Source organism: Myxacorys almedinensis A (assembly GCF_010091945.1).
In the GTDB taxonomy this organism is placed as follows: Bacteria; Cyanobacteriota; Cyanobacteriia; order Leptolyngbyales; family Leptolyngbyaceae; genus Myxacorys; species Myxacorys almedinensis.
In genome coordinates this window covers 70420-86893 of sequence record NZ_WVIE01000019.1, presented here as the reverse complement: position 1 = coordinate 86893, position 16474 = coordinate 70420, and the positions used below count along the sequence as shown (strand labels likewise).

Sequence of the window (16474 nt, the reverse complement as noted above, 5' to 3'; positions counted from 1 at the left end):
ACGCCTACAGTGCCTTCAACTCCGGCAACCCCAACTGGAGAGCAATCAACCCAGCCTTCTGAACAACAAACTGCAACTACAATGGTGCTAGAGGAAGAGTCTATTACAGGAGTCAAGCAGGTGACGCTGCCCACTCCACCCAATAGGGCTGCTAACTTTACCTTACCTATGGATGTTCAGGTCGTGAAAGAGGCATCAATCAGTAGCAATACCCCCATTACTGACAAGATGTACAAAGATCTTCCAGGTTGGGCATCTGCGGTGCAAGCTTGCCTACAAGACAAGCCCACTTTTGTCCGCGTGGTAGGGGATCAGCAAGTGCCTTTTATGCTGAATGGTACAGAAGGCACAATCAAGCTCAACGCCAACGATCGTCCGGTTTGTGCGGCAAGCTTGTAAGCTATCCACTTTGTCAGCTATTTTGTCCTCAGCTTGACCCCTTTCCCCAGGAGAGGAGTTTGATCTGTTGTCACTTATTCTCGCGTTAGATTTAGCTTGTCTTAGATTGTTCAGCGATCGCTAGAGCAGAAAACTGTTGTTATACCCAATTAATCTGTAAATGCTACACGCGTGCGATCTCCCCCAACCCCTCCTGAGTCAGGAGAGGAGCCGGAAAGTCCTTTCTGACCCAGGGGGGATGTCGTAGGTAGGGGGGTCGAGAATCTGTCGCAGTGAAAAATCAATTGGGTATTAGTAGCAGTTTGCGTACTCACCCTAGAAATCTCTCGCAAGCATACATTCAATCCTGCTGCCCATGAGCAGGATTTTTTGTGGTTAAAGATGAATTTCTACCAAATATCATTGAAACTTCACGTTCACCCCGGAAATATCAAGGAAATGTAAAGCGAGCTTCAAATATCCTGCCCTGATGCCTTGCCCGATGCAGTTCTAAACTATCGCTCACCTACTCCATTTGCTCGTACAAAGAACTTTGAAATACCAGAAAAATACAGCATAAAACGCTTTTCAAGGCGAGTAGGACGTTAGAACACGACTCAACAATATTGGCACAATGCTCTACTTCATCATTGCTTGGGTGATGCTACTAACGGCTTGTGAGGTCGTAGGTCTAGGCATCGTAAACAGTTTCAACGCAACCCGCATTGAACGTCAAGGAGATCGAGCGATCGTGGCGCTGTGGTTGGGCGTCATCGCGTTGGCAATTAGCCTTTTAGTGGTGTCTTGGTTTGTGGCGCTTTCGCCTTTGGTTGGGGGAGTTGTTACCCTAGGCTTGATGAGTTTAGCCCTCCGATCGCACGCTGTTCGTCAAGAATTGAGGTCGCTCTATGGGGGCGTTTCTCGCGATCGCATCTTCAAGTTTTTCATGCTTGCGATCGCCGTTGCTCTTGTCGTCACTCAACCCATTAATTGGTTTGACACCGGCTTCTATCATTACAGTGCCATCCAATGGTTAACTAAATTTGGAACCGTGCCCGGAGTTGCCCTCATTCTAGATCAGTTAGGGTTTACGTCGTCTTGGTTTGCCCTTGCTGCGCCGTTTAATTTTGAACTTCTAGACTCTCGCGGAACTGCCGTGATCAACGGATTTGGGCTTTTGCTTACCAGTTTGCAGGGGTGGCTTTGTTTCACACGAGCCTATCAGCGGACTGCCCAATTGAGCGACTGGTTTGCGATCGCGTTTTCACTGTTTTTGGGACTGTTGATTTTACGCTTGTACTCTAGTGTCAGCTTACTGAACTCGGCATCTCCCGATCTCGCAGTCATGCTGCTGATAGAAGTGGTCGCTTGGACAATTTTGGTTTATGCTCGCCCTGCCGCTTTGCCAGAAAAAACAGTTCTTGGAACCCCTGCGATCGTTCTTGTTTTAGCGTCCGGAGCGTTTACAACAAAGCTCACCGCTTTACCCTTACTCGCGATCGCAGGGGTGTTTGTCGGGGTTGAATCTGCGGTTAGCAAACAGGGCATAAAGCGGCTGTTGGCGAGTACAGGAGTTGCTAGCCTCGTTCTACTGCCGCTCTGTATCTCTAGCCTAATTACGTCGGGCTGTCCGCTTTATCCCGCCTCAGCGCTCTGTTTAGATCTTCCTTGGTCGCCCGATGCTACTGCAATGCAGGCAATTGCCAGTAATACCCATGGCTCAACAACGTGGTATGGCTCATCACCCGATCACCCGTTTCCCCTGATCGGCTATATCCAACGGTGGGTCGCAACCTCTCGGCACAATATGATAATCGCCGGACTCAGCCTCAGCCATTTCTTCACGTCAGGTCTTTTGTTTATCGTTCAGACTCGGCGAAAGGCAACCCAGATTAAAGGCGCTATTTGGCTGTTTGCCGTGGGCACAGTGGGCATTTTGTTGCTGTTGTTCATGGCTCCTTGGATTCGATTTCTCGCCTCTTATTTACTTCTTTCCCCAGCGTTACTCGTTGCAACTTGGCTCGAACATCAGTTTGGCAACCGTCCGGCTGGTGATCTGTCGAGTCACCCTTCTCGCTCAACCCCCCGCCTTCGCTGGCTGCAAGGCGTGGGTCTGTGCTTTTTAGCGATCGCACTCGTGCATTTAACCCGCCGCGATTTTCAGCTTCATGTGGTTCTACCGCCTCGGTTAATGTCAGTTGAACTCGTGCAAAAGCAAGTGCATAATGTCTCCTATGTTTCCCCGCTTCACTCAGATTCCGAATCGATAGCCCCTTTGAGCAATCTCTGCTGGGGAAGCCCGATACCCTGTACGCACTTAAATCTAAAAAATGTTGCGCTACGCGATCCCCAAGCAGGATTGGCAGAAGGATTTATTCGGCTGAATTGAGCGACTTTAATATGGATTGAAAGAGAATATGGATTGAAAGAGTAAAAAACGACCTGTAGAACGTTACAAAAGCTCTCTACAGGTCGTTTTGGGGATTGGCTGAATCAAGCTTTATTGACAGTAAACCAAGTTTGATCCAGGGATATTTCTAAACCCATTGGAGACCCATCCCGCGATCGGTCGATTGATTTCGACCCATATCCGACCGTCCGGTCCCACCTGAGAAGCGGGAGGATTTCGCGTCACAAATACTTGTGAGTTAAACGCTACACCGCCCACAACGGGGTTATTAGTGCTGGGCCCACGGCGTACAATCAGACCTGCCTGCGCCCGAACTGCACGACACAGCGAAGGGGCAGGAGTTCCACCCGAATTTCCGTCACCCGGCGATGTTGGGCAAACCTTCAAATTAACAGGCTGCACAAATCCAGGAGACGGCGCGCTAACCCCGATAAAGCCGCCTTGCGCTGCATTCTCGGAAAGCGTTACAGCCTGGTTGGTCGCCAAAGCTCTAACGACAATGCTAGTGGCTGAACGATCGGAGAAAATAGCGGTAGGTTGTTTGGCGCAGCGAGATTGACCCACCAACGACCCCTGAGCAACCCACGTATCAGAGGCAGCACGCTGAACTGTTGGCACAGATTGCGTTTCTGCTGTGGCAGCGCCCCCAACCGTAGAACATGCCACCACTACCAAAGCACTGACCAACCGATGCCAAGCCTTTGCTTTCATCATGTTATTAAACTCCTCACGGAATAGAAGGGTAAGGCTACATACCCGTGTAAATATCCTGCTGAGATTATAAGGCAAGTCGATTCGTAATTCGTGATTTGTAAGCTGATAGCAATCAAACGGCAAGGGGTCGGAATGTTGAATTTGGCAACGCCCAAAAGCACACCCTATTCCAGCCCGTGGCTTTTGCCAATGACCCAATGGCGACGAAAGAAACGAGCCAGAGCCGACTCTTCTAAGGCTAGGTAGATCGGACGCCCGTGAGGACAGGTGCGAGGATTGCGAGTCTGTTGCCACTGATCGAGCAGCGTCTGCATTTCTGTTAGGGTCAGCGGCGTGCCATTCCGAATTGCACTTCGGCAGGCAGTCGCGACTTGTGCTGTTTGCAAATCGCCGCCTAAACTCAGTTCGAGCAAGGCATCTACGCGGTCTTCTCGCTGGGCTAAAAGCGCGGGAATAGAGCGCACTGCCCAGATCTGATCGCCAAAAAGTTCGACGACGAGTCCGAGATGCTGCAATTGCTCGACTTGAGCTTGAGAAAGGTGGTTGAGAATGATCGCAGGTTCTAGAGGCAAGAGTTGCCAGCGATCGCAGATCTGCTCATACAAAACTCGCTCATGGGCGATGTGTTGCTCAACGAGCCACATGCCAGACGGGTGCTCTGCCAAAATATAGCGGTTGTGAACCTGCGCGATCGCACGGAGCACCGAAGGCAACGGCTCGCCAGGCGCGATTGTGCGATGCACCCGATAGTCTGCACCCGATTCGGCGGCTTTGATCACCGTTCCGACTCGTCGAGAAGACAGAGGTTCGGGGATCGAGGCGGGGTTAAGGCGCAAGGCTTGCTCGATCGCTTGACTAACGTGCTGTTGCCAATAGTCTAGATTGTGCAGATAGACTTCAGTTTTAGCAGGGTGGCGATTCCAGTCGATCTGCTGTGGCAGTAGATGGAGATGCAAAAAACAAACGGGATAGCGATCGCGCGGCAAGGTTTGCCGAAATCCTGCTAGTAAGGTTTGTTCGAGTTCTGGTAGATGGACGAGCCGCCCGTTAATCGCAACGTTTACCCAATCGGGACGACGGCGATGGCAGCGATCGGGCAATCCCAACAGCAGATAGAGGGAAGACTCTACAGCGTTGCCGGACGCGATGCTAATTTCGTGTAGTTCTGCTTCCTGCACTCCCCGCACCAGTTGCGGCAGTCTCTGCTTTGCTGTGCGGCTTGCCCAAAGACTAATCCAATCACGCTCTCCCTGCTGCACTTGCCATGTGACCTGGGGATGGCACAGCGCTAAACGATAAATCACTGTTTGCACTGCTTTTAACTGCTGTGCCGCCGAGGGTAAAGCATCGCGACGAGTCGCCCAGGTTTCAAATAATTGATCAACTGTAATGATCGTGCCCGGTGCGATCGCAACCGTTTCAATTTCTGCTGCTTCGCCCTGGGCATCGTATGCCACTCGCCAACCCTGCATTTCAGAACTCGGACGGCTCAAAATTTCAAGCTGAGACAGTTGTGCCAGGCTGTAGAGCGCCTCTCCTCGAAACCCAAGGCTTCGGATATTTTGCAAATCGGCGCGATCGCGGATTTTGCTGGTGGTGTGGGGTCGTGCTGCCTGCCGCAAATTCTCTAACGTCATACCTGCTCCGTTGTCGGAGACGCGCACTCGCCACTGGTCAGCCCACAGCGAAATTACAATTCTGGTTGCACCGGCATCCAACGCATTTTCGACCAACTCGCGGACGACTGCCGAAAGCGAATCGATCACCTCTCCGGCAGCCATGAGATGCACAACATCAATCGGAAGTGGCTCAATCATAAACTCCATCTCTCTAGTTTAAGAGATGGGGAGAGATAAGGAACGCCTGACTACCCTCTACAACACTGCACAAAATTTCAGTAACTCTGTTTCAGCAGAAATTGCAGAACTAAATTTTATTTTACGAATAACTGATAAATAGGCTGCTTCATCGCACCGAAAAATCTCCTTCCTCGCGCAAGGAAACAGATCTAGCAATCATTTCTCTAATGGGTTGATTAACGCTTTGGTTAACAAAAACTACTTGTAAAAAATTATAAAATTACTCACAATTCATTCAACAAAACAAAACCTAAACAACGGTGGATATCTCTACCCGATTTAGCGTAAAAGCCTCTCTGAGTATAGACCACAGCAGTCAAAATCGTTGTCATAATTAAAGTGTCGAAACAAGAGATATCGAATGACGAGTTCTACGATGGCATCTGTTGGGGCTAAAAGCGAGATTCGCAAGGCGCGGCTATGGATGCCAGAGCGGGTGATGTTTACCCCTGCTGCTCTAGATCAGCCTTGGGGGCAGCAAATTCTTGAGCGGGTGCAAGCCTTGGGTTTGCCCATAGATGAGCTAAAGCAGAATCGATTAACCGGCTTACGTGGGGAGACAGAGCGAGACACCTACGCCACTGCAAAACGGACGCTAGCCGTTGTCAATGCCCCCGCAGGACAGTTAAAACTAAGTCCGATTCCTCCCTCTGCCGACTGGCAGTTTCACATTGCAGAAGGCTGCCCTGCCCACTGTCAATATTGCTATCTTGCAGGGAGTTTGCAAGGACCGCCCGTGATCCGGGTGTATGCAAATCTGCCGCAGATTTTGGGCAACTTAGCCGCCTACGATCGCTCCGGCAGCCAGACGAGCTATGAGGTGAGTTGCTATACCGATCCGCTTGGCATTGAGCATTTAACAGGTAGCTTAGCCGAGGCTATCCGTTACTTTGGCACTCGCAAGGATGGGTACCTACGATGGGTATCAAAATTTGACAACGTAGAGAGCCTATTAGATTTGCCCCATGGTGGGCATACGCGCTGTCGCTCTAGCGTTAATGCGGCATCAATCAGCGATCGCTTAGAAGGCGGCACGGCATCTGTCGCGGCTCGGCTCCATGGCTTACGCCGCTTAGGGTTAGAAGGAGGCTACCCAATCGGGGTTGTAATTGCGCCGATTATGCCGATTCCGGATTGGCAAGAGCAGTACACCCAGTTGCTCGATGATATGTCTGAAACGTTGGATTTTGATTGCGATCTCACGGTAGAACTGATCACCCATCGCTTTACGCCAGGGTCAAAAGATGTGTTGCTGAGTTGGTATCCAAATACGAAGTTAGATTTGGATGAGTCGTCGCGGGTGGTGAAACGCAACAAATTTGGCGGTCTGAAGTATGTGTACGACGCCAAGACGATGCGCGAGTTGCGCCAGTTTTTTGAGCGCGAGATTGCTCGCCGATTTCCCCGCGCCAAAATCTTGTACTGGACGTAACAACAGGATTTGCTAGTACCGTCATTTCTTCAAGCTATACCCAATTGATGTTTCACTGCCACAGATCCTCGACCCCCCTGCCTACGGCATTCCCCCTGGGTGAGAAGGGACTTTCCGGCTCCCCTCTTCACTAAGGAGGGTCGCACATCTGTAGCATTTACAGATTAATTTGGTACGACAGGTTGGTTTCGGGGTGGTTTTGGACGTGGCGTTGAACCAACCTGCTTGCTGCTTGAGCGCGACGCGGCTTGAAACCTTTGGCTGGTGTTAAAACCTGGGGCGCGATCGCACATCAATTCACCCGATGCAAAAACCCATGGCGCGATCGCGCTGGCAACTTAAAACGGCATATTTCCAAAGTAAATTTTATAACTATAATATTACGTGTAAATTCTGAGGAAGAAAAACCCTTGAGAAAAATTTTGCGATTTAATCAATCTTTTTGCAGAACAACACCCTTATTTTTCGTAACAGATAGTAGGGGAATCGATTGTCTGCTGAGCGACACAGCTAAAATCGTGTCTTAAGCTGATGGACGAGCTAACCCTCTACCTGCAATCCCTCATCCAAGAGGCGTGCAGCCACTTACCAGCCACCCCCCAGCGTCGTAAAGCCATCAACCTGCTGCTTCGCGTTCTTCTAAAATCGGGACGCCTTGAGACGAAGAGAGATGATCTTTACGAAGACGCGCTCTACAAAACCATGTTCAATTTAACCGAAACCCTTTGCGACAAATATGATCCAAGTCGAGGTTCATTCTTGGCTTGGTTTAACACTTGTCTTCGCAATCAGCACAGAGATGAGCTTCGGGCGGCTCAACGCCATCGCGATCGCAAACAGTCTGCTTGGCAAGGTCATGAGGTTGAACTCGATCCTTTAGATCAAGTTGCTTCTCCGATCGATGCAAACTTATTGCTTGACACTTGGAAATCATTCGTCCAATGGATCAAAGACGATCCTGATCATCGTCTCAAGGCTTGCCACATTGAAAATAATCCAGAAGCCAACTGTCAATCGCTGGCTTACTTGAGGCTTGTCGTGGGCAAAGAATGGCAGGAAATTGCTGCGGAAGTTGGCTCAACACGCGGTGCAATTTCGTCTCATTGGTCAAGAAAATGCCAACCCTTGCTCCAAGAATGGTTGACCCAAAATCAAAGGCTGTTTGGAGAAGAGAGCTATGACCGATAAGCCAAACGTCTTATGGGAACTGGCAATTCCATTTCCCATTACTGCATCGTTTCGCCACCAAGCTAGAGCCTATGCGTCGCAGTACTTTGTTCCAGAGGTTCAAACCAGAATCTATTTCAATACCTTAGCTGTACTTGTTGCCGATGCCTATTTTCGGCTGCTCGGTTTCAAAACCAATTTAACGAAACCAGAGAGATGGAACGCTCTCCACCGTCTTTGGAGCGAAGCGAACGAGTTAGAATTGCCTGGGCTGGGCAGTTTGGAATGTTGGGTGATTGCACCAGGGCAGCAGAGTGTGACTTTACCAACGGAACATTGGAGCGATCGCATCGGCTATTTATTTGTAGCGATCGCCAGTTCTGAAACCTCAGCGACGCTGGTTGGCTTTCTGCCTGCTATTGATGCCGAAACTGCGGAGACAGAAGCCGCGATCGCAGATCTACAGTCTATAGATGATTTAATCGATGAGTTGGCACAACAAGAAGCCTCTTCCCTAGCTAAAACAGCCCAGACAAACGACCTCACGCGAGAATTTTCAGAAAAACAAATTACTTACCTAAGAAACTGGCTAAACAACGTCTATGCCACAGACTGGCAACTCTCAATGCGCGATCTCAGCACTTCTACTTGCAAGAAAAAGATCCAATTGGCAGGGCAAGTATTTGAAATGCAACTTTCTGTTTCCCAAACTGTTTCCCCGAACCAGGATGAATTGATGTTAGTTAGAGTAGTTGTCCAGGGCGAGAATGCTTCTTTGCCTAAAGGAATGCAGGTCAGTGTACCAGACGAATCTAACATTTATACTGAAACAGCAAATGAGGCGGCTGACCTAATTTCCATTCCACTAGAATTGGCTTTAGGTGAAGAGTTTTGGGTAGAGTTGCGGTTGGGAGAAAGCGTTAGTAGAGAATATTTTATCGCCTGAAAAGGAGCAGCAATGGCATTTAGAATCTCCTTTAAAATTGGTGGACGAGTTCAACTCAACCATGCTGACGTTTTGCCTGTTACCCTTGCCATTTACGATCGAGACAAGCAAATCGAAGAACTTGTTTCGTTCCTCTCGCCCTTGCCAAAACCCCTGGCAGATCAGTTCAAGCAATGGCAATATTACATTGGTCTTCAAGGAAATCGCAAGGTTTCTAAAAATCGCGATACCCTGATTTCAGGAGTTGTCAATCTCACAGAACTTGCTAACTCCTTGAAAGCCGAATTGAACAAATGGTTGGGCAAAAATGGCTGGATTGATGAGAATGGACAAGCTGATCCGCGAGTTAGTCTAGTGTTGGAGAGCTTTAGAGAGAACATTACCGAGCAAGATGAAGTCCAGATCATTGTGCAAACAGAAGACCGCCAACTGCGAGGGCTTCCTTGGCAAGAGTGGGACACCTTGGCTGGGTACACTACAAGAGGTGTAGAAGTTGCTATTAGTGCCACAAACTTTAAGCGGCTGACGCAAAAGCAGACCCCACAATTGAGAGCGACTGCCCGGATCTTGGTCGTATTGGGGGACGAAAGGCTTGGCTTTGCACAAGAAGAGGATTTTATCACAAGTCTGAGGCGGTATGGCGGAGAACCCCACATCCTCAGACAACCCACGCGCCAAGAGTTAGAACAAACGTTGAAAGACCGTCAAGGCTGGCACATTTTCTTTTTTGCAGGACATAGTGACAGCGATCGCGACGGGCGGATTGGGCGCATTCAAATTAACCCCGCCGATGGCGCGCAAGGAATTATCAATATCACAGAACTGAAAGATTTGCTTGCAGGTGCAATTCAGAAAAAACTGCAACTGGCAATCTTCAATTCTTGTGATGGCTTGGGGCTGGCAAACCAACTAACTGAGCTATCTCTGCCCTACTGCATTGTGATGCGGGAAATGGTTGAGTCTACTGTTGCTAGAGAGTTGCTAAGGCATTTTCTCGCGGCTTTTGTTAAAGATTGCTCTTTATTTGCTTCGATGAACGTTGCACGACAGCAGCTACAACAGAACTTTGAACCGGGTAAAAGTTGGCTACCTGTAATTGTTGCTAATCCTCTGGCTCAAGAACTGACGTGGAATCGTTTGTTTTCAGAACGAAGGCTATCTTGGCAGGGGGAGATGGGGCTGGGCATTGGTGCGATCGCGCTGCTAGTGTGTCTACCAATCGGGATATTTAGCGAGTTTGGGGGTTGGGAAACCTTGACGCTTTACGCCCAACTCTATCCTCACCTCGTCGTTTATCCTTCTTTAGTGCTGTGGATGCCGATGTTTGCTGCTTACAAGGCACATTGCATGATTCGCGTTAAAACACGCCCGTTCATCGCCTTGACACTGATAACAAGTTTTCTCACGTTGGGGGCATTGTTGTTTGAACTAAGCGGCGATCGCATGATGTTGATGGAGTTCAAGCCTGATGCGACCACTACAATTGATGCACAGCAACTCCCACAACTCTACTCTAAGTGGAAAACGGCTAAGGCTGATATCGCTGGCATTCCTCAAGAGATTTTTAACGCTCGTGAGGCGTTCGATGTGGAAGGGAATTTGACGCTAAAAAAATCAGAGCTAGAAGCAGTTGCAAAACATATCTATACAGGCAATGATATTGCGGGATCTCAAGGGCTTTTGCGGATTGCTACTGCCTATGACGTTTGGCGACAACATACCGGAGCTTTTTCGCTCAGTCGGTGGTGCTACGCCCTCAGCTTTACAATCATTATTGGTTGCGGTGTTCAGCTTATGGCGCTGGTTTCGACGATCTTGTTTGTTCCAGATTCCATCTTCAACAAGAATAGATATTTGACCTATCTCATCTTATGTGAGTTGGGTATTTTGTTGTGGGTTCCGTTTCAAGGCTACAGCATAGAGCATACCAAAACCTTGCTATTTTCATCCGAGTTTAAAGGGACTCTAGCCGGACTCAATGTTCTGCTTTACGCCATTATTTCTATTCTATCTGTAGCAACTGTTAGCAGCATATACAGAAGCGCCAGCAAAAAATATCAGCCTATTTTGCTGTCCTTTTTCTTGGGGAGTTTAGGTCTAACGCTTTTGAGCAGTTGGTTTGGCACCTCTTTTATCGATCGTCTGTTTGGGATGAAGAGTATCGATCCACTTACTCCTTGGTTTGCAAGCAGCATTTTCTTTGCTTGTGTATTTTTGCTGCTCGTTCGTTTGATCGATCTTCACGTTGGAGAGGAGTGACGATGGAAGACGTGTCTAAAGAACGGCAGAAAGTCATGCTAATTGTAGGTTTTGGCTACATTTTGCCTGTTTTGCTGGTGTGGTTGGGGTTCGTTCCTTTCTCCTGGCGATTTTACATTCTTATCCTCGCTGCGATCGCAATTGTGGTGTTCGCTAGACTGTATCAATTTTCTCTTATAGAATTAGGACTGACTCAGCAACACTTAGGAAGTGCTCTCAAAGCGATCGCTCTACCGACCTTGGCTTTTGCCTTGATCATGTTTTTCTACTATGCTATCCAAGGGTCGCGTCTTGACAACTCTGCATACAAATGGGCGTTCTACCTTTTCTTTATAGGTGTGTCTTCTCCGATACAGGAGTTTTTGTATCGCGGTTTTTTATTTAGCATCTTTTCAAGAGCAAAGTTGGCGGTTGGGTTACAGATTTTGCTGTCTGCGTTGCTCTACAGTTTTGTGCATCTCATCTATCAAGACTTACCCACGGTGCTGCTCACATTGATTATTGGTCTGCTTTGGGGCTGCCATTACGCAAAGTATCGCAACTTATATAGCCTTATCGTCAGCCACTCGCTGCTAGGTGCGATCGCAATTCTCGTTGGATTGGTATAGTCTCAAAAAAAATTCTCACTGCTTGCAGCACCGGGTAGCTCTACTGCGTATATATCTTGTGGGGCACAGGAAACTGCCCAGATCGAGAATAGATCTGGCTGCTGTTAGATCCCATGCTTCAATGCCAAATTCAGAGTTAGAGGAGCTAAATCATGAAGCCAATGATGACCGTTGCTGGAGGAGTATTCTTTGCGGTTGCAATTATGTTTCTAATTCTTGGAGGTACATCTTTTGTTGGGATGATGAACTTTCAAAAAGAGTTGGAAAGTCGAGGACAATTTGATAAAGAACTTAGAAAATGGACTGGTTTAGATGGGTTAGACAAGCAAGAACTGGAAAGGAAACAGTCGGAAACGACTGGCTCTCTTGTGATTGCTGCAATATCAGGTTCTATTGGTGTTGGGCTTGCGATCGCAGGAAAAAATAAGTCCACACAAAATTGATGAGAATGGACAACCCGATCGGTATATTGCTTTAGTTATTGTGAGGAGAACGTATGTTGAAAAAAGCAGTTGTGATTGGAGTTTGCTTTGTAGCGATCGCGGGTTGTACTCAGGCGGTTTCGCCAAGAGCAACACAATCTACACCCGAAAGGTCAACAGAAAACAGGCAACAAGAAAGCGACTCGACCGAACAAAGACAAACAAGATTAGCTGAAGACGAGCGCGAAACTAGAAAGCAAGCTGCTCTATCAAGTATCAAACAACTTGAGCAACAAAAAGATTTGCTATCTCAAAGAATGCTCGGACGACAACAAAAGCTCTCAAACCTAGAACTCCGAGCCAATCAGCTAGAGACAGAGCTAAGCACCTACAACAGAAGAGTCCAGGCGTTTATCCTGGCTCACAAAAACTCAGTAGGCTGTATGGGAGCGCTCGGAGTAAGCCTAGACGAAACCAATCACTATTCAAAAGACGTGAAAGACTTAGCGGGCGCAGCCACCCTTGTTTGTGGTGCAGCGGTGATCGCAAATGATGGGTTTAGAAATGAAGTGATTCGGGTTGCTGACCAATTGAGCCAAGCGAGCAACCATGTTAAAAACCTCACCAGTCAGCTTCAAGGAGTGCGATCGCAGATCAATACAGAAAATGCATCCTTAGAACAGGAACAAACTGAAGCTAGCAACTTGGCATCAGGTATCCAAAACTATCACTCTCAGTTAGAGAGAGAACAAGTTTCAACAAAAAATTAGCCTTTTGCAGCACAGAGCCACGCTAGTCCGTATATAAATTGCGAGGGATACAAAACTGCAAAGGTCGGTCAGAACGCCTGCTGCTGCACGATTCCATCCTTCAATTTCATCTACAATCCATTGTCCCGGTTACCCAATATCACCATCATGAGAAATGCTTTCATCCAAATTTTGGTCGGTCTGTCAGCATCTTGCTTATCCTTGGCAACTACAACTGGGGTAGCCCAAGCTCAACCCGTTAATAGCCGCTTTACAGGATATACGGGCAGCATAGCTAACGTTCCAGTTGTTTTTGAAAAAGGGGGAAAGCTGGAATTTGCGGCAACATCCACCAACGGGGACGTGGATATTTTCGTCTACAACTCCGCTGGTCGGCTCGTTGGCTCTGGCAAAAGAGTCGGCAATGAACTCATCGGTGGCAACCTCCCTGCTGGGAGGTACAGCGTTCGCTTGAGAATGGCTAAATGCCCAAGTGTTGTAAAACCCTGTGATGCAAACTTAGCTATTAGTCGCGATGGCAAGCCGATTCGTTTTGAACGAAACCCAGGCACTACGTCCAGTTCGGGATTAGATCCATTCTGTGTCAAGTATGGAACAGCACGGGGTTTCAATCAAGCAACAGCAGAAGGGCTTTGTAGAAGAATTGATAAACTTCGGAAATAGAGGCAGCCCATTGAACAGCAACCCAAACCAGCAACTTGACCGAAAGGGCTTTGGTAAAACTGCCTGGTTAGCTCCAATCTGCTGGGGCGCGCCCGAAGGTTTTGGTTAGGCTTTGCAAGCGATCGCGGATGCCATTGTGCAACATCTCTGGTCGATAGCGCCACGCCCAGTTGTGGTCTGCCTGACTCGGCACATTCATCCGCGCCTCCGTTCCCAACCCCATCAAATCCTGAAGCGGTAAAATGCAAAGCGCCGCCACCGACCCCAACGCCAGTCGGATCATGTCCCAATGAATGCCTTCAGGACTAACACAGCCCAAGTAATGGAGTAGATTTTCCTTCTCATGCTCTGAGAGCGACTCATACCAACCGATTGTTGTATCGTTGTCGTGGGTTCCGGTATAGACCACAAAATTAGTGGAATAATTAAACGGCAGGTAAGGATTACCCGGATCAGAGCCAAACGCAAACTGCAAGATCTTCATCCCCGGAAACCCAAACGTATCTCGCAGTTCTTCCACTTCTGGCGTAATGGTGCCTAAATCTTCAGCCAAAATCGGCAAGTTGCCAAGGTCTTGTCTCAGAGTCTCAAAAAACTCTGTTCCGGGAGCTTCGATCCATTCGCCGTTGATCGCAGTCTCTTCGCCATGCGGCACTGCCCAATATGCCTCAAAGCCGCGAAAATGATCGATGCGAATATAGTTCACCAGATCAAGCATCGCTTCAAAGCGCTGAATCCACCATTTGAAATTTGATTTTTGTAGATAGTCCCAGTCGTAAACCGGATTGCCCCACAGTTGCCCAGTTTCACTGAAATAGTCGGGGGGAACACCTGCCATTAGCTCCGGTTCGCCCGTTTCACGATCGAGCTTAAAGTTCTCAGGATTTGCCCACACATCTGCACTGTCGTGAGCCACATAGATCGGAATGTCTCCGATGATCGAAATGCCGCGATCGTTGGTATGCCGCTTAATATCCGCCCATTGCCAGAAAAATTCAAACTGAAGATATTTTTGGTAGAGAATCTCGTCGCTCAAGCGATCGCGGCACTGGGCGATCGCACCTGGTTCTCGTATTGCCAGTTCTGGGTTCCAGCGATACCAACTTGCGCCTTTTTGCTCATCTTTGATTGCCATAAACAGCGCATAATCATCCAACCAAAAGGCTTTCGACTCGCAGAACTGATCAAACGCCTTTTTCTCGTCGTCGGAGGCTTGATGTTTAAACGCTTCGTAAGCTTTCCTCAACAACGGCAATTTGAAGGCGTAGGCGCGATCGTAGTCTGCGCGATCGCTGGGAAAATCTGGCACGTTGGCAAAATCTTCATCTTGAAGCAATCCTCGCTCTTGAAGCCGCTCTAAACTAATCAGCAAGGGGTGCCCTGCCATTGACGAATAGCAGGCATAGGGCGAATTTCCGTAGCCCGTGGGTCCTAGGGGCAACACCTGCCACCACTGCTGCCCACTCTGCACCAAGAAATCGATAAAGCGATGGGCTTCAGCCCCCAAATCGCCTACTCCAAAGCGACCCGGAAGCGAGGTTGGGTGCAGCAGAACGCCGCTAGAACGAGGAAAATGCATAAAACCAAGGGGTGAAGATTTCAGAACTTTAGCACGGCAGGTTACGGGGAAAATCGGCTAGAGGAAAGAAGTCAATCCCCCAGGGCGATCGTTCTAAACTGCCCATCTCCTGTACCTGAATCCTCCCGGCTTTCTACATCTCCAAAGTCAGCCCTATTTCAGCCCCATGAAGGAGGTTTAGTGACTGTTTAGCTGTGTGACAAGGTGAACAAGCTCCGGCAAAATCAGTTTCTCCAGAGCGAGCCTTACCGCATTTGAGGAACCGGGAACCGAGAAAACAAGCTTACCCGCATAAACCCCCGCGATCGCACGAGATGCCATTGCCCGTGAGCCAATTTCTTCGTAACTCAGCAGGCGAAAGAGTTCGCCAAACCCAGGCAGAGATTTTTCAAGCAGCCCTGCGATCGCGTCGTGGGTTGTATCTCTGGGCGCGATGCCGGTTCCCCCATTAAAAATCAGCGCCTCTATATCCGCGCGATCGCTCAATTCGCAGAGCCGCGATCGCAACTGCTCCGGTTCATCTTTAATGATCAGATAGTCACCGACCGAGTGACCCGCTTGGGCTAAACCCTGCCGAATGAGTTGACCACTGCGATCGGTGTCGGGTGTGCGGGTGTCGCTCACGGTAATCACAGCACAACAGACCGACCGACCGGAACCATCAGGATGGGGGTGTGCCATGCCTTTAGCTGGATTTAGAGAAGCCTAGTTCGTTCTGCTCGGCATAGCGTTCCATAAATCTCATGAATCGATCCCACTCTTCAACCGATTTCATGAGATGGAGCACTTCGAGCGCGGTGGGTTGCCCATTGACAAATTTGGCTTTCACTTCGCGAGTGACAATTTCGCCTTCTTCATCAATCATGTACATGCCTGTAATGCTGTCCGTGTTGGTCATTTCCAAGGCTTTGGGCTTATCAAAATAGAACGTCGCGATTCCGTTGCTGCCATCTTTAGCGCGGGTCAGACGAACATCAGGAACCACGTCTTCGTCAATGCCTTGAGCAAATTGGATTGTAGCCATAGTGATGCGATCGCAGTAAATTTCTAATTTTTCTATTCTCTCATCTCAGGGAACGTTACAAAACGTCATAGCTAAGGTTGGCAGTGACTAAAATACCCAAAAAGCCTTCTAGAAAGCGTTTCAGGCGTTTTATTTTTGTTTGAACTCGTAACCCAAACTGGGATCACAATTGGAATCTACTAGTCTTTTCATCCGGTACATCTGTTACCTAAGCCACACACCTCCCTCTCTCCCTCTCTCCCT

At 48.6% G+C, this 16474-nt stretch carries 15 protein-coding genes; 10 read left to right on the top strand and 5 right to left on the bottom strand.

All coding sequences use genetic code 11. The features are described from left to right. Positions 1 to 9: 9 nt before the first annotated feature. Complete coding sequence (locus GS601_RS16070) at positions 10 to 399, top strand: hypothetical protein (RefSeq protein ID WP_238393302.1); 390 nt, start codon at positions 10 to 12, stop codon at positions 397 to 399. A 613-nt stretch (positions 400 to 1012) separates the two neighbouring features. Next, the gene (locus tag GS601_RS16065) at positions 1013 to 2767 is read left to right on the top strand and encodes a DUF8201 family protein (protein ID WP_162424299.1); all 1755 of its coding nucleotides are present in this window, start codon (positions 1013 to 1015) and stop codon (positions 2765 to 2767) included. Between the two features lie 111 nt (positions 2768 to 2878). On the opposite strand, the gene GS601_RS16060 is transcribed toward GS601_RS16065, so the two are convergent. Together GS601_RS16060 and mutL are read right to left on the bottom strand one after the other, a co-directional pair. After that, positions 2879 to 3502 (bottom strand): SH3 domain-containing protein, encoded by a 624-nt coding sequence (locus tag GS601_RS16060; protein ID WP_162424298.1) that lies wholly within the window; start codon positions 3500 to 3502, stop codon positions 2879 to 2881. A 164-nt stretch (positions 3503 to 3666) separates the two neighbouring features. Beyond that, complete coding sequence (mutL, locus tag GS601_RS16055) at positions 3667 to 5319, bottom strand: DNA mismatch repair endonuclease MutL (protein WP_338017055.1); 1653 nt, start codon at positions 5317 to 5319, stop codon at positions 3667 to 3669. Between the two features lie 403 nt (positions 5320 to 5722). On the opposite strand from mutL, the gene GS601_RS16050 reads away from it, so the two are divergent. The 8 genes from GS601_RS16050 (at position 5723) to GS601_RS16015 (ending at position 13628) form a co-directional block, all read left to right on the top strand. Beyond that, positions 5723 to 6793: a spore photoproduct lyase family protein gene (locus GS601_RS16050; RefSeq protein ID WP_238393301.1), complete on the top strand. Its 1071-nt coding sequence runs from the start codon at positions 5723 to 5725 to the stop codon at positions 6791 to 6793. Positions 6794 to 7324: 531 nt separating this feature from the next. Then, positions 7325 to 7981 (top strand): sigma-70 family RNA polymerase sigma factor, encoded by a 657-nt coding sequence (locus tag GS601_RS16045; RefSeq protein WP_162424296.1) that lies wholly within the window; start codon positions 7325 to 7327, stop codon positions 7979 to 7981. Further along, entirely contained in the window at positions 7971 to 8906 is a 936-nt protein-coding gene (locus GS601_RS16040; protein ID WP_162424295.1) for a DUF1822 family protein, read from the top strand. The genes GS601_RS16045 and GS601_RS16040 overlap by 11 nt, the downstream gene beginning before the upstream one ends. A gap of 12 nt (positions 8907 to 8918) precedes the next feature. Next, a complete protein-coding gene (locus tag GS601_RS16035) occupies positions 8919 to 11165 on the top strand; it encodes a CHAT domain-containing protein (RefSeq protein WP_162424294.1) in 2247 nt (748 codons plus the stop codon). Between the two features lie 2 nt (positions 11166 to 11167). Continuing rightward, positions 11168 to 11773, top strand: a complete 606-nt coding sequence (locus GS601_RS16030; RefSeq protein WP_162424293.1) for a CPBP family intramembrane glutamic endopeptidase — start codon at positions 11168 to 11170, stop codon at positions 11771 to 11773. Positions 11774 to 11925: 152 nt separating this feature from the next. Beyond that, the gene (locus GS601_RS16025) at positions 11926 to 12216 is read left to right on the top strand and encodes a hypothetical protein (protein WP_162424292.1); all 291 of its coding nucleotides are present in this window, start codon (positions 11926 to 11928) and stop codon (positions 12214 to 12216) included. 53 nt (positions 12217 to 12269) lie between these two features. Continuing rightward, positions 12270 to 12965, top strand: a complete 696-nt coding sequence (locus GS601_RS16020; RefSeq protein ID WP_162424291.1) for a hypothetical protein — start codon at positions 12270 to 12272, stop codon at positions 12963 to 12965. Between the two features lie 147 nt (positions 12966 to 13112). Beyond that, positions 13113 to 13628, top strand: a complete 516-nt coding sequence (locus tag GS601_RS16015; RefSeq protein ID WP_162424290.1) for a hypothetical protein — start codon at positions 13113 to 13115, stop codon at positions 13626 to 13628. A gap of 67 nt (positions 13629 to 13695) precedes the next feature. On the opposite strand, the gene malQ is transcribed toward GS601_RS16015, so the two are convergent. From malQ to psb28, 3 genes are all read right to left on the bottom strand, one after another. Beyond that, entirely contained in the window at positions 13696 to 15207 is a 1512-nt protein-coding gene (gene malQ / locus GS601_RS16010) for a 4-alpha-glucanotransferase (RefSeq protein ID WP_162424289.1), read from the bottom strand. Between the two features lie 177 nt (positions 15208 to 15384). Continuing rightward, positions 15385 to 15888, bottom strand: a complete 504-nt coding sequence (locus tag GS601_RS16005) for a MogA/MoaB family molybdenum cofactor biosynthesis protein (RefSeq protein ID WP_162424288.1) — start codon at positions 15886 to 15888, stop codon at positions 15385 to 15387. Positions 15889 to 15892: 4 nt separating this feature from the next. Then, positions 15893 to 16231 (bottom strand): photosystem II reaction center protein Psb28, encoded by a 339-nt coding sequence (gene psb28, locus GS601_RS16000; protein ID WP_162424287.1) that lies wholly within the window; start codon positions 16229 to 16231, stop codon positions 15893 to 15895. Positions 16232 to 16474 lie beyond the last annotated feature (243 nt).

Excerpts from the sequence above, each read along its gene's own strand:
- GS601_RS16065 (WP_162424299.1), top strand. The coding sequence starts at position 1,013 with ATGCTCTACTTCATCATTGCTTGGGTGATGCTACTAACGGCTTGTGAG.
- GS601_RS16060 (WP_162424298.1), bottom strand. The coding sequence starts at position 3,502 with ATGATGAAAGCAAAGGCTTGGCATCGGTTGGTCAGTGCTTTGGTAGTG.
- mutL (WP_338017055.1), bottom strand. The coding sequence starts at position 5,319 with ATGATTGAGCCACTTCCGATTGATGTTGTGCATCTCATGGCTGCCGGA.
- GS601_RS16050 (WP_238393301.1), top strand. The coding sequence starts at position 5,723 with ATGACGAGTTCTACGATGGCATCTGTTGGGGCTAAAAGCGAGATTCGC.
- GS601_RS16045 (WP_162424296.1), top strand. The coding sequence starts at position 7,325 with ATGGACGAGCTAACCCTCTACCTGCAATCCCTCATCCAAGAGGCGTGC.
- GS601_RS16040 (WP_162424295.1), top strand. The coding sequence starts at position 7,971 with ATGACCGATAAGCCAAACGTCTTATGGGAACTGGCAATTCCATTTCCC.
- GS601_RS16035 (WP_162424294.1), top strand. The coding sequence starts at position 8,919 with ATGGCATTTAGAATCTCCTTTAAAATTGGTGGACGAGTTCAACTCAAC.
- GS601_RS16030 (WP_162424293.1), top strand. The coding sequence starts at position 11,168 with ATGGAAGACGTGTCTAAAGAACGGCAGAAAGTCATGCTAATTGTAGGT.
- GS601_RS16025 (WP_162424292.1), top strand. The coding sequence starts at position 11,926 with ATGAAGCCAATGATGACCGTTGCTGGAGGAGTATTCTTTGCGGTTGCA.
- GS601_RS16020 (WP_162424291.1), top strand. The coding sequence starts at position 12,270 with ATGTTGAAAAAAGCAGTTGTGATTGGAGTTTGCTTTGTAGCGATCGCG.
- GS601_RS16015 (WP_162424290.1), top strand. The coding sequence starts at position 13,113 with ATGAGAAATGCTTTCATCCAAATTTTGGTCGGTCTGTCAGCATCTTGC.
- malQ (WP_162424289.1), bottom strand. The coding sequence starts at position 15,207 with ATGCATTTTCCTCGTTCTAGCGGCGTTCTGCTGCACCCAACCTCGCTT.
- GS601_RS16005 (WP_162424288.1), bottom strand. The coding sequence starts at position 15,888 with ATGGCACACCCCCATCCTGATGGTTCCGGTCGGTCGGTCTGTTGTGCT.
- psb28 (WP_162424287.1), bottom strand. The coding sequence starts at position 16,231 with ATGGCTACAATCCAATTTGCTCAAGGCATTGACGAAGACGTGGTTCCT.